This is a genomic window from Variovorax sp. GW821-FHT10D07 (assembly GCF_059415325.1).
This window is the reverse complement of sequence record NZ_JBWKMZ010000012.1, coordinates 116,597-128,645: the sequence shown is the minus strand read 5'-3', so window position 1 is coordinate 128,645 and position 12,049 is coordinate 116,597. Positions and strand designations below refer to the sequence as shown.

General features: G+C 70.3%; 9 protein-coding genes. All 9 read left to right on the top strand.

What is annotated here, in order from left to right:
* The first annotated feature begins 65 nt into the window (after positions 1–65).
* Positions 66–2,201, top strand: coding sequence for a 3-hydroxyacyl-CoA dehydrogenase NAD-binding domain-containing protein (locus tag AC07PU_RS29755; RefSeq protein WP_495321935.1), 2,136 nt, complete (start codon positions 66–68; stop codon positions 2,199–2,201).
* Positions 2,202–2,231: 30 nt separating this feature from the next.
* On the top strand, positions 2,232–3,422 hold the full coding sequence (locus tag AC07PU_RS29750) for an acetyl-CoA C-acyltransferase (RefSeq protein ID WP_495321934.1): 1,191 nt from the start codon (positions 2,232–2,234) through the stop codon (positions 3,420–3,422).
* A gap of 10 nt (positions 3,423–3,432) precedes the next feature.
* Positions 3,433–4,641: an acyl-CoA dehydrogenase family protein gene (locus AC07PU_RS29745; protein WP_495321933.1), complete on the top strand. Its 1,209-nt coding sequence runs from the start codon at positions 3,433–3,435 to the stop codon at positions 4,639–4,641.
* Positions 4,642–4,653: 12 nt separating this feature from the next.
* Positions 4,654–5,796 (top strand): acyl-CoA dehydrogenase family protein, encoded by a 1,143-nt coding sequence (locus AC07PU_RS29740; protein WP_495321932.1) that lies wholly within the window; start codon positions 4,654–4,656, stop codon positions 5,794–5,796.
* The gene (locus AC07PU_RS29735; RefSeq protein WP_209542524.1) at positions 5,793–6,602 is read left to right on the top strand and encodes an oxepin-CoA hydrolase, alternative type; all 810 of its coding nucleotides are present in this window, start codon (positions 5,793–5,795) and stop codon (positions 6,600–6,602) included. Before AC07PU_RS29740 ends, AC07PU_RS29735 begins: the two co-directional genes overlap by 4 nt.
* Before the next feature lie 79 nt (positions 6,603–6,681).
* On the top strand, positions 6,682–7,890 hold the full coding sequence (locus tag AC07PU_RS29730; RefSeq protein WP_495321931.1) for a CaiB/BaiF CoA transferase family protein: 1,209 nt from the start codon (positions 6,682–6,684) through the stop codon (positions 7,888–7,890).
* A gap of 32 nt (positions 7,891–7,922) precedes the next feature.
* Positions 7,923–8,921: a Bug family tripartite tricarboxylate transporter substrate binding protein gene (locus AC07PU_RS29725; RefSeq protein ID WP_495321930.1), complete on the top strand. Its 999-nt coding sequence runs from the start codon at positions 7,923–7,925 to the stop codon at positions 8,919–8,921.
* A gap of 50 nt (positions 8,922–8,971) precedes the next feature.
* Positions 8,972–10,933 carry an acyl-CoA synthetase gene (locus AC07PU_RS29720; RefSeq protein ID WP_495321929.1) on the top strand — a complete coding sequence of 654 codons (1,962 nt, stop codon included), beginning with the start codon at positions 8,972–8,974 and terminating at the stop codon, positions 10,931–10,933.
* Between the two features lie 76 nt (positions 10,934–11,009).
* The gene (locus AC07PU_RS29715; protein ID WP_495321928.1) at positions 11,010–12,020 is read left to right on the top strand and encodes a Bug family tripartite tricarboxylate transporter substrate binding protein; all 1,011 of its coding nucleotides are present in this window, start codon (positions 11,010–11,012) and stop codon (positions 12,018–12,020) included.
* The last annotated feature ends 29 nt before the right edge of the window (positions 12,021–12,049 follow it).

The following is a 12,049-nucleotide window of genomic DNA, read 5'->3' as shown; positions in this document are numbered from 1 at the left end:
AGGGGGTTCGACCTCCCCAGAGCCTCGCGCCGCTCCGGCGCGTCACCGAGACAAGCGACACGCACATGGCCACCCCGACCTCCAGCCCCTCCACGTCCTCCGGTCCCGTCGCCTTCGAGCGCCAGGGCGATGTCTTCGTCGTGACCATCGACAACCCGCCCGTCAACGCCCTGGGCGTGGACGTGCGCCGCGGCCTCGTGGCCGCCATCGACGCGGCCGAGGCCGACGCCGCGGCCAAGGCCGTGCTGATCGTCGGCGCGGGCCGCAACTTCATCGCCGGCGCCGACATCCGCGAGTTCGGCCAGGCGCCGCAGCCGCCCTCGCTGCCCGAGGCCTGCCTGAAGATCGAGAACTGCAGCAAGCCGGTGATCGCCGCCATCCATGGCGCCGCGCTCGGCGGCGGCCTCGAGGTGGCGCTGTCGGCCCACTACCGACTGGCCTCGCCCACCGCCAAGCTGGGCCTGCCCGAAGTCGCGCTGGGCCTGCTGCCCGGCTCGGGCGGCACGCAGCGCGCGCCGCGCCTGATCGGCGTGAAGCCCGCCATCGAGCTGATGCTCAGCGGCCGCCACGCGCCCGCGAAGGAAGCGCTGTCGCTGGGCCTGGTCGACCGCCTCGGCAGCGACGCCGACGCGCGCGCCGAAGGCCTGGCCTATGCCAACGAACTGATCGCCGCCAACGCCCCGGTGCGCCGCACGCGCGAAGCCGGCGCGCTGGCCGACCAGGAAGCCAGCCGCGCCGCCCTCGAGGCCGCGCGCGCCGACACCGCCAAGAAGAGCCGCGGCCTGTTCTCGCCGATGAAGATCGTCGAGGCGGTCGAGGGCGCGCTCACCCTGCCCTTCGACGAAGGCATGGCGCTCGAGCGCAAGCTGTTCCTGCAGTGCATCGACAGCCCGCAGCGCGCCGGCCTGATCCACGCCTTCTTCGCCGAGCGCGAAGTGCTCAAGGCGCCCGAGACCCGTTCCGCCAGCCCGCGGCCGCTGACGTCGGCCGGCATCGTCGGCGGCGGCACCATGGGCGCGGGCATCGCGGTGGCGATGCTCGACGCCGGCCTGCCCGTGACCATGATCGAGCGCGACGACACCCAGCTCGCGCGCGGCCGCGCCAACGTCGAGAAGGTCTACGACGGCCTGATCGCCAAGGGCCGCATCACGCCCGAGGCCAAGGCCGCCGTGATGGCGCGCTTCTCGGGCTCGACCTCGTACGACGCGCTCGCCGACGTCGACATCGTGGTCGAGGCCGTGTTCGAGGACATGGGCGTGAAGAAGGCCGTGTTCGCCGAGCTCGACCGCGTCTGCAAGCAGGGCGCGGTGCTGGCCACCAACACCTCCTACCTCGACATCGACGAGATCGCCGCCAGCATCTCGCGGCCGCAGGACGTGGTGGGCCTGCACTTCTTCTCGCCGGCCAACATCATGAAGCTGCTCGAGATCGTGGTGCCCGCCAAGGTGCGCGCCGACGTGGTCGCCACCGGCTTCGAGCTCGCGAAGAAGCTCAAGAAGGTGCCGGTGCGCGCGGGCGTGTGCGACGGCTTCATCGGCAACCGCATCCTGGCCGTGTACCGCCAGGCCGCCGACCACATGATGGAGGACGGCGCCTCGCCCTACGAGATCGACGCCGCCGTGCGCAACTTCGGCTACCCGATGGGTCCGTTCCAGGTCTCGGACCTCGCGGGCGGCGACATCGGCTGGGCCACGCGCAAGCGCAAGGCCGCCACGCGCGACCCGCAGGCGCGCTACGTGCAGGTAGCCGACCGCATCTGCGAGCGCGGCTGGTTCGGCCAGAAGACGCAGCGCGGCTACTACCTCTATCCCGAAGGCGCGCGCACCGGCCAGCCCGACCCCGAGGTGCTGGCCATCATCGACGCCGAGCGCGAACGCGCGGGCGTCAAGCCGCGCGCCTTCACCGAGGAGGAGATCATGCGCCGCTACATGGCCGCGATGATCAACGAGGGCGCCAACGTCGTGCTGCAGCGCATCGCGCTGCGCCCGCTCGACGTCGACGTGACCTTCCTCTACGGCTACGGCTTCCCGCGCCACCGCGGCGGCCCGATGAAGTACGCCGACATGGTGGGCCTGCCCAAGGTGCTGGCCGATATCCAGGAGTTCGCGAAGGAAGACCCGATCTTCTGGAAGCCGTCGCCGCTGCTGGTGCAGCTGGTCGAGCGCGGCGCCGACTTCGCGAGCCTCAACCAATCCGAGTAATCACAGAGCCAGCCTTCAGGAGACATCCCCATGCGTGAAGCCGTCATCGTTTCCACCGCCCGCACCCCGCTCACCAAGGCGCACCGCGGCGAATTCAACATCACCCCCGGCCCCACGCTGGCGGCCTTCGCGGTCAAGGCCGCGGTCGAGCGCTCGGGCCTCGACCCGGCGCTGATCGAGGACGCCATCCTCGGCTGCGGCTATCCCGAGGGCACCACCGGCCGCAACATCGCGCGCCAGGCCATCGTGCGCGCGGGCCTGCCGATCTCGATCGCCGGCACCACCGTCAACCGCTTCTGCGCCTCGGGCCTGCAGGCGATCGCCATGGCCGCGGGCCGCATCGTGGTGGACGGCGCGCCGGCCATGATCGCGGGCGGCGTGGAAAGCATCTCGCAGATCCGCAGCCGCAGCGCCACCGACAGCGGAGACAACGGCATGGACCCATGGATCGTCGAGCACAAGCCCGCGCTCTACATGGCGATGATCGAGACCGCCGACATCGTGGCCCAGCGCTACGGCATCAGCCGCGAGGCGCAGGACCGCTTCTCGGCCGAGAGCCAGCGCCGCACCGAGGAAGCGCAGCTCGCGGGCCGCTACAAGGACGAGATCGTCGCCTGCACCACCACCATGGCGGTGACCGACAAGGAGACCAAGGAGGTCACGCACCGCGAGGTCACGGCCACCGAGGACAACTGCAACCGCCGCGGCACCACCTACGAGGCGCTGGCCAAGCTCAAGCCGGTGATGGGCGACGACAAGTTCATCACCGCGGGCAATGCCTCGCAGCTCTCCGACGGCGCCTCGGCCTGCGTGCTGATGGAAGCGAAGGATGCCGAGCGCGCCAACATCCAGCCCCTGGGCGCCTTCCGCGGCCTCGCGGTCGCGGGCTGCGAGCCCGACGAGATGGGCATCGGCCCGGTGTTCGCCGTGCCCAAGCTGCTCGCGCGCCACGGCCTCAAGGTCGAGGACATCGGCCTGTGGGAACTCAACGAAGCCTTCGCCTCGCAATCGATCTACTGCCAGGACCGGCTGGGCATTCCCTCGGAACGCCTCAACGTCAACGGCGGCGCGATCTCGATCGGCCACCCCTTCGGCATGACCGGCGCGCGCCTCGCGGGCCATGTGCTGATCGAAGGCAAGCGCCGCGGCGCGAAGTACGCCGTGGTCACGATGTGCATCGCCGGCGGCATGGGCGCGGCCGGCCTGTTCGAAATCTATTGAGGAGCGCGCGATGGACCTGAACTTCACCCCCGAAGAAGAAGCCTTCCGTGGCGAGGTGCGTGCCTTCCTGGCCGACAAGCTGCCCGCGCGGCTGTCGGACAAGGTGCGCGGCGGCAAGATCCTCGAGAAGGCCGACATGGAGGAATGGCATGCCATCCTCGACGCGCGCGGCTGGCTCGCCAACCACTGGCCCGAGCAGTACGGCGGCCCGGGCTGGACGGCGGTGGAGAAGTTCATCTTCGAGAACGAGTGCGCGCTGGCCTTCGCGCCGCGCATCGTGCCCTTCGGCGTGAACATGCTCGGGCCGGTGCTGATCAAGTACGGCAACGAGGCACAGAAGCGCCACTGGCTGCCGCGCATCCTCAACGGCGCCGACTGGTGGTGCCAGGGCTATTCGGAACCCGGCGCGGGCTCCGACCTCGCGGCCGTGAAGACCTCGGCCGTGCGCGGCATCGATGCCCAGGGCGACCACTACATCGTGAACGGCCAGAAGACCTGGACCACGCTGGGCCAGCACGCCAACATGATCTTCTGCCTGGTGCGCACCAACCGCGAGGCGAAGAAGCAGGAGGGCATCAGCTTCCTGCTGATCGACATGAGCTCGCCGGGCGTCGAGGTGCGCCCGATCATCACGCTCGACGGCGAGCATGAGGTCAACGAGGTGTTCTTCTCCGACGTGCGCGTGCCGGCCGAGAACCTCGTGGGCGAGGAGAACAAGGGCTGGACCTGCGCCAAGTACCTGCTGACCTACGAGCGCACCAACATCGCGGGCGTGGGCTTCTCGGTGGCCGCGCTCGAGCAGCTCAAGGGCATTGCCGCCACGCAGACCAAGAACGGCAAGCCGCTGTCGGAAGACCCGGCCTTCGCGGCGCGCCTGGCGCGCGTGGAGATCGACCTCGAGAACATGAAGACCACCAACCTGCGCGTGATCGCGGCGGTGGCCGGCGGCGGCGTGCCGGGCGCCGAGAGCTCGATGCTCAAGATCCGCGGCACCGAGATCCGCCAGGAGATCTCGTCGCTGGCGCGCCGCGCGATGGGCGTGCATGGCCGCCCCTTCATCGCCGAGGCGCTGAAGGACGGCTTCACCGGCGAGACCTTCGGCCCGGCCTACGCCTCGGCCGCCGCCTCGCGCTACTTCAACAACCGCAAGCTGTCGATCTTCGGCGGCTCGAACGAGATCCAGAAGAACATCATCTCCAAGATGATCCTGGGCCTGTAAAGGAGAGATGCAATGAACTTCGAACACAGCGAAGACCGGCGCATGCTCGCCGACAGCCTCAACCGCTTCATCAGCGAGCAGTACGCCTTCGATGCGCGCGACCGCATCGCGAAGTCCGAGCACGGCTTCAGCAAGGAGATCTTCCAGCAGTTCGCCGAACTCGGCGTGATCGGCGCGCTGTTCGGCGAGGCCGATGGCGGCTTCGGCGGCGGCGGCTTCGACATCGCCGTGGTCTTCGAGGCCCTGGGCCGCGGCCTCGTGGTCGAGCCGCTGCTGGGCGCGGTGATGGTCGGCGAGGCGCTCGGCGCGGCCGGCACGGATGCGCAGAAAGAGAAGCTGGTCGACATCATCAACGGCGTGACCGTCGCGGCCTTCGCGCACGACGAGGCCGACACCCATTACGAGCGCACGCGCGTGCAGACCAAGGCCGAGCGCAGCGGCGACGGCTGGGTGCTGAACGGCGCCAAGGCCGTGGTGCCGCAGGGCGAGCAGGCCGACTTGTTCCTCGTCTCCGCCCGCACCTCGGGCAACGTGGACGACGAAGCCGGCATCTCGCTGTTCCTCGTGCCCGCGAAGACCGCAGGCCTCACGGTGCGCGGCTGCCCGTCGATCGACGGCGGCCGTGTCGCCGAACTCTCGTTCGACGGCCTGAAGCTGCCCGCCGACGCACTGCTGGGCGCCGAGGGCCAGGGCGCCGCGACGCTCGAGCGCGCCATCGGCCGCGGCGTGCTCGCGCTGTGCGCCGAGGCCGTGGGCGCGATGGAAGCGGCCAAGACCGCGACGCTCGACTACCTGCGCACGCGCAAGCAGTTCGGCACGCTGATCGGCAGCTTCCAGGCGCTGCAGCACCGCATGGCCGACCTGCTGCTCGAGATCGAGCAGGCGCGCTCGGCGGTCATCAATGCCGCGGCCGCCATCGACGGCAGCGACCGCCTCGCGCGCGAGCGCGCGCTGTCGGCCGCCAAGTTCAGCATCGGCCGCATTGGCGCACTGGTGGCGGAAGAAAGCATCCAGATGCACGGCGGCATCGGCATGACCTGGGAGCTGCCGCTGCCCCACTACGCCAAGCGCCTCGTGATGATCGACCACCAGCTCGGCGACGAGGACCATCATCTGCAGCGCTATATCGCGCTCGGCAAGGAGGTGGCGGCATGAGCGAAAACAAGACCGTGCTGATCTCGCAGGAGGGTGCCGTGCGCATCCTCACCAACAGCAACCCCGGCGCGCGCAACGCGATCACGCCCACGCTGTATGCCGAGCTCGCGGCCGCGCTGGCCGATGCGCAGGACGACCCCGAGGTCGGTGCCATCGTCTTCACCGGCGCCGGCGATTTCTTCTGCTCGGGCGGCGACCTCAACCTGCTGGCCAAGCGCCGCGAGCTGCCCGCGTCGGAACGCCGCGAAAAGCTCGAGGGCCTGCACAACCTGATCCGCGCGCTGCGCGACTGCGGCAAGCCCGTGATCGCGGCCGTCGAGGGCGGCGCCGCGGGCGCGGGCCTGTCGATGGCGCTGGCCTGCGACATGCTCGTGTCGGCGCGCGATGCCTTCTACACCGTGGCCTACGTCAAGGTCGGCCTCACGCCCGATGGCGGTGCCACCGCCTTCCTGGCCGAGTTCGTCTCGCGCCAGTTGCTGACCGAGCTGTGCCTGACCGGCGACCGCCTGCCGGCGGAGCGCCTGCATGCGCTGGGCGCGGTCAACCGCCTGACCGACAAGGGCGCGGCACTCGCCGAGGCGATCGCGCTCGCGGCCAAGGTCGCGAACGGCCCGCAGCGCGCGAGCGCACGCATCAAGTCGCTGTGCCGCCAGGCGCATCGCGCCACGCTCGAGGAACAACTCGAGGCCGAGGCCGTCTACATGGTCGAGTCGCAGGCCGATGCCGAGGCCGCCGAAGGCATTGGTGCCTTCCTCGGCAAGCGCAAGGCCGACTTCGCCGCGCTGCGGCGGCAGGACAAGTCCTGACGCCGCCCGCCACCGCCACAGCCTCTCCCCCGGCCTCGCGCGCAACCGCGCCGAGGTCTCACGTCTTTCCGGAGCCACCATGCCCTCGCTGAATTCCTCGCTGCCGCTCGCCGGCGTGCGCGTCCTCGACCTCTCCCGCATCCTCGCCGGCCCCTGGTGCGGCATGGTGCTGGCCGACATGGGCGCCGAGGTCATCAAGGTCGAGCACCCGGGCCGCGGCGACGACACGCGCGACTGGGGCCTGCGCGTCGGCCAGACCGAGACCGCCTACTTCAACAGCGTGAACCGCAACAAGCGCTCCGTCACGCTCGACCTGCAGACGCCCGAGGGCCAGCAGCTCGCGCGCGATCTCGCGAAGCAGTGCGACGTGCTGATCCAGAACTTCAAGTTCGGCGGCATCGACAAGCTGGGCCTGGGCTACGAGCAGTTGAGCAAGGAACATCCCGGTCTCATCTACTGCTCGATCTCGGGCTACGACCGCACCGGCCCCGAGGCCGCGCGCCCCGGCTACGACCTCGTGGTGCAGGGCGAGGCCGGCCTGATGGCGCTCAACGGCGAGGCCAACCAGCCGCCGCTGAAGTTCGGCGTGGCCGCCGTCGACCTGTTCACCGGCATGTACTCGGCGCAGGCCATCCTCGCCGCGCTCTACCAGCGCGAGAAGACCGGCAAGGGCCGGCACGTCGAGATGGCGCTGTTCGACTGCGGCCTGATGATCACCGCCTACTACGGCCTCGAGGCGCTGCTGCTGGGCGAGGACCCGCCGCGCTACGGCAACTCGCATCCCTCGATCGTGCCCTACGGCGTGTTCGACGCGGCCGACGGCCCGCTGGTCATCACCGTGGGCAACAACGCGCAGTTCGCGCGCTTCTGCACCGAGGTGATCGAGCGGCCCGACCTCGCGGCCGACGAGCGCTTCAAGACCAACATCCTGCGTTCGGCCAACCGCGCGGTGCTGCTGCCGCAACTGCATGCCGAACTCGCGAAGCGTCCGCGCGCCGCGCTGCTCGAAAAGCTGAGTGCCGCCGGCATTCCCTGCGGCGAGGTGCTGGGCCTGCTCGAGGCGCTGCAATCGAAGCGCGCCACCGACGCCGGCCTGGTCACGCGCCAGCCGCATCCGGTCGCGGGCACGGTCGACGTGCTCGCGCCCCCCTACCGTTTCGATGGCGAGCGCCTGCCGGTGCGCAGCGCGCCGCCCACCCTGGGCGAAGGCACGCACGACGTGCTCCAGTCCTTGCTCGGCCTGTCGGATGAAAAGCTGGCAGCGCTGAAAAGCAGCGGCGTCGTCTGACGGCGCCACCTTGTTCCCCTGAAGCAGAAGTCATGGCCTCCCTCTCTCTCCGTCCCCTCCGCAGTCCTCTTCGCCGTGCACTCCTCGCGCTCGCCCTTCCCCTCGCCGCTGGTGCCGCCTTCGCGCAGGCCTGGCCGGCCAAGCCGATCACGCTGATCGTGCCCTTCCCGCCTGGCGGTCCCACCGACGTGGCTTCGCGCATCGTGGCGCAGAAGATGTCGGCCGCGCTCGGCCAGAACATCGTGATCGACAACCGCAGCGGCGCCTCGGGCACCGTGGGCGCGGCCGCCGCGGCGCGCGCGCCGGCCGACGGCTACACCTTCGTGATGCTGGCCACGCCCACGCTGCTGGCCTCGCATCTCTACGGCCCGACCGGCTACGACATCTTCAAGAACTTCACGCCCGTGGGCAGCGTCTACGACCTGCCGATCGTGCTGGTGGTCAATCCCAAGGCGCTGCCCGAGGTGACCGGCCTGCAGGGCCTGATCGCCAAGGCCAAGGCCGAGAACGGCAAGCTCAACTACACGACCGCGGGTGCCGGCAGCTTCGGCCACCTGACGACCGAGCAGCTCAAGAACATCGGCAAGTTCGAGATGCAGCACGTGCCCTACCGCGGCAGCGCGCCGGCCGTGACCGACCTGATCGGCGGCCAGGTGCCCGCGATGTTCTCGGACCTGGTGGCCGTGATCCCGCACATCCGCGCCGGCAAGCTGCGCGCCATCGCGGTCGGCTCGGGCCAGCGCGTGAGCCTGCTGCCCGACGTGAAGACGGTGGCCGAGCAGGGCTTCCCGGGCTTCGACGCCACCTCGTGGGGCGGCCTGCTGGCACCGGCCGGCACGCCCAAGGACGTGGTCGAGCGCATGAGCGCCGAACTCAGGAAGGCGCTGGCCGACAAGGAAGTACAGGAGAAGCTGCAGGGCGTGGGCTCGTTCGCGGCCTACCGCACCGCCGACCAGACCGCCGAGCGCATGCGCCAGGACTTCGAGCGCTGGGGCAAGGTCATCCGCGACAACCACATCACGAACCAGTAAAACAGCCGGGCCGACACGGCGACGATTTCAAGGGAACAAGGAGACAGGCCATGACCGACAGGAACGACCGGCACGACAACGACTACGCGACGCCCGTGGGCGCGCCGTTCCGGCCCGCGCGCCCCGTGCGCAGCCTCGCCGACATCCACGCGCTCGAGCAGACGCCGCTGGCGCAGGCGCTCACGGTGCGCAGCACCTACGAGATCTTCCGCAACGCGGGCCATGCCTTCGGCGACAAGACCGCACTGACCTTCCTGCGCACCGGCAACCCGGACGATGCGCCGATCCGCTGGTCGTACGCCGAGCTGCTCGCGCGCATCCATCAGACCGCGAACCTGCTGCACGACCTGGGCGTGGGCCCGAACGACGCGGTGGCGGTGCTGCTGCCGGGCTGCCTCGAATACCACCTCGCGCTCTGGGGCGGCGAGGCGGCCGGCATCGTGCAGCCGCTCAATCCGCTGCTCACCGACGAGAAGCTGGTCGCGCTGATGACCGCGGCCCGCGCCAAGGTGCTGATCGCCTACGGCTCGGATGCCGAGTCGGGCATGTGGTCGAAGGCGCTGCGGCTGCGCGGCCAGGTGCCGGGCCTGACCACCTTGCTGCGCGTGGCCCCGCACGACGAGGCACCGGGCGCGGCGGGCGCGCTGCCCGAGGGCGTGGCCGACTTCGAGGCGCTGCGCACTGCGCAACCCGACGACCGCCTCGTGAGCGGCCGCGACATCGCTTCGAGCGACATCGCCGCCTACTTCCACACCGGCGGCACCACCGGCGCACCCAAGCTCGCGCGCCACAGCCATGGCGCGCAGGTGTTCACCGCCTGGGCCAGCGTGCAGGTCGCGGGCATGAACGAGCACGGCATCTCGATCAACGGTTATCCGCTGTTCCACGTCGCGGGCGTGCTGCCGGCCTCGCTGGCTTCGCTCTCGGCCGGCGTGGAGGTGGTGATTCCCACGCCCTCGCTGCTGCGCAACAAGCAGGTGCTGGCCAACTACTGGAAGCTGGTCGCGAAGTACCGCCCGACCTCGCTGTCGGCCGTGCCCACGGTGCTGGCCGCGCTCGCCAACGTGCCTCTCGACGGCGCCGACATCTCCTCGATCACCTACTGCCGCACCGGCGCGGCCGTGCTCTCGCCCGAACTCGCCGCGCGCTTCGAGCGCCTGTTCGGCCTGCACGTGCACGAGAGCCTGGGCATGACCGAGATGGCCGGCATCTCGACCATCACGCCGCCCGGCGTCGACGGCCCCGCGGGCTGCGTCGGCTTTCGCCTGCCCTACATGCAGATGCGCGTGGTGGCGCTCGACGAGAACGGCAACGCGAGCGACCGCGAAGTGGCGCGCGGCGAGACCGGCATGGTGCTGTTCAAGTCACCCAACGTGTTCTCGGGCTTCGTCGATCCGGCCGACAACGCCAAGGCCTTCACGGCCGACGGCTGGCTCGCGACCGGCGACCTCGGCTGGATCGACAGCGAGGAACGGCTCAACCTCACGGGCCGCTCGAAGGACCTGATCATCCGCAGCGGCCACAACATCGATCCCAAGGTGATCGAGGACGCGCTCAGCGCCCATCCCGCGGTGCAGGTCTGCGCCGCGGTCGGCGCGCCCGATGCCTACGCGGGCGAGCTGCCCGTGGTGTTCGCGACGCTGGTGCCCGGCGGCGCCGCCACCGAGGACGAGCTGCTGGCCTTCACCGCCGCGCGCGTCGACGAGGCACCGGCCAAGCCCAAGTGGGTGGCGCTGGTCGATGCGCTGCCGATGACCAACGTCGGCAAGATCTACAAGCCCGAACTGCGCGCCATGGCCGCGAGCCGCGTGGTGGCCGCCACCGTGGCCGAGCTCTGCGCCGAACTCGGCCTGCCCGAGGCCGCGCGCCCGAGCGTGACGCACGAGGGCGAGAGCCTGGTGCGCGTGACGATCGACCCCGCCGCCGCCGGCGCGCAGTCCGCGGCGCTCGCCGAGCGGCTGCAGCAGGCGCTCGAGCCGCTGCCTTTCAAGACCCGCGTCGCGACGGCCTGAAGCCGCCGCACGGCGGGCCGCAGCGCACGGCCCGCCGCCTTTCGTTTCTCCGACCCCAAGAACCATCAGGGACACCATGACCATCACCCGACACCCGACCCGTCGCGCGCTGCTGCGCGCCACCACCGCAGCCGCCGCCGCGCTGCTCGCGCTGGCCCATGCGCCGGCCCAGGCCCAGTCGCCCTATCCGAACAAGCCGATCCGCATGGTCGTGCCCTTCCAGGCCGGCGGCGCCACCGACGTGCTCGCGCGCGTGCTGGGCCAGAAGATGGCGGCCGGCCTCGGCCAGCCCGTGGTGATCGACAACAAGCCCGGCGCGGCCGGCATCATCGGCACCGACATGGTCGCCAAGGCAGCGCCCGATGGCTACACCATCGTCTTCTCGCTGAGCAATTCGCTGCTGACCAACGAGTTCCTCTACGAGAAGCTGCCTTACGACACGCAGCGCGACCTCACGCTGGTCTACCAGGTGGCGATGGGGCCGCTGGTGCTGGTGGTGCATCCGAGCGTGCCGGCCAAGACCGCGCCCGAACTGCTGAAGTACGTGGCCGCGAACAAGGGCAAGGTCGCCTATGGCTCTTACGGCGTGGGCGCCTACCCGCACCTGGCGGGCGCGCACATGAGCCTCACGCAGCAGGCCGACATGAACCACGTCGCCTACAAGGGCGAGGCGCCGATGATGCAGGACCTGATCGGCGGCCAGATCCAGATGGCCTATGCGAGCGCGCTGGTCGCCAAGCCGCACATCGACGCGGGCAAGGTGCGGGCCATCGGCGTGAGCGGCGAACGCCGCATGGCCGCGCTGCCCACCGTGCCGACGATGGCCGAGCAGGGCTTGAAGGACGAGGCCTACCGCGTGACCGGCTGGCTTGCCTTCGCCGTGCCCGCCAAGACGCCCAAGCCCATCGTGGACCGCATCGCCGAGGAAGTGCGCAAGGCCTCGCAGCAGCCCGACGTGCGCGAGCGCATTGCGGCCATGGGCTTCGAGCTCAAGGACAGCTCGCCCGAACTCTTCGCCGCCGCCTGGAAGACCGAGCGGCCGATCTGGGAGCGCCTCATCAAGCAGTCGGGTGCGAAGCTCGAGTGAACCCCCTCCGTTTTTCATTGAAGGACCAG

Bases quoted from the DNA above. Each gene is read 5' to 3' on its own strand.
- AC07PU_RS29755 (WP_495321935.1), top strand. From the start codon at position 66: ATGGCCACCCCGACCTCCAGCCCCTCCACGTCCTCCGGTCCCGTCGCC.
- AC07PU_RS29750 (WP_495321934.1), top strand. From the start codon at position 2,232: ATGCGTGAAGCCGTCATCGTTTCCACCGCCCGCACCCCGCTCACCAAG.
- AC07PU_RS29745 (WP_495321933.1), top strand. From the start codon at position 3,433: ATGGACCTGAACTTCACCCCCGAAGAAGAAGCCTTCCGTGGCGAGGTG.
- AC07PU_RS29740 (WP_495321932.1), top strand. From the start codon at position 4,654: ATGAACTTCGAACACAGCGAAGACCGGCGCATGCTCGCCGACAGCCTC.
- AC07PU_RS29735 (WP_209542524.1), top strand. From the start codon at position 5,793: ATGAGCGAAAACAAGACCGTGCTGATCTCGCAGGAGGGTGCCGTGCGC.
- AC07PU_RS29730 (WP_495321931.1), top strand. From the start codon at position 6,682: ATGCCCTCGCTGAATTCCTCGCTGCCGCTCGCCGGCGTGCGCGTCCTC.
- AC07PU_RS29725 (WP_495321930.1), top strand. From the start codon at position 7,923: ATGGCCTCCCTCTCTCTCCGTCCCCTCCGCAGTCCTCTTCGCCGTGCA.
- AC07PU_RS29720 (WP_495321929.1), top strand. From the start codon at position 8,972: ATGACCGACAGGAACGACCGGCACGACAACGACTACGCGACGCCCGTG.
- AC07PU_RS29715 (WP_495321928.1), top strand. From the start codon at position 11,010: ATGACCATCACCCGACACCCGACCCGTCGCGCGCTGCTGCGCGCCACC.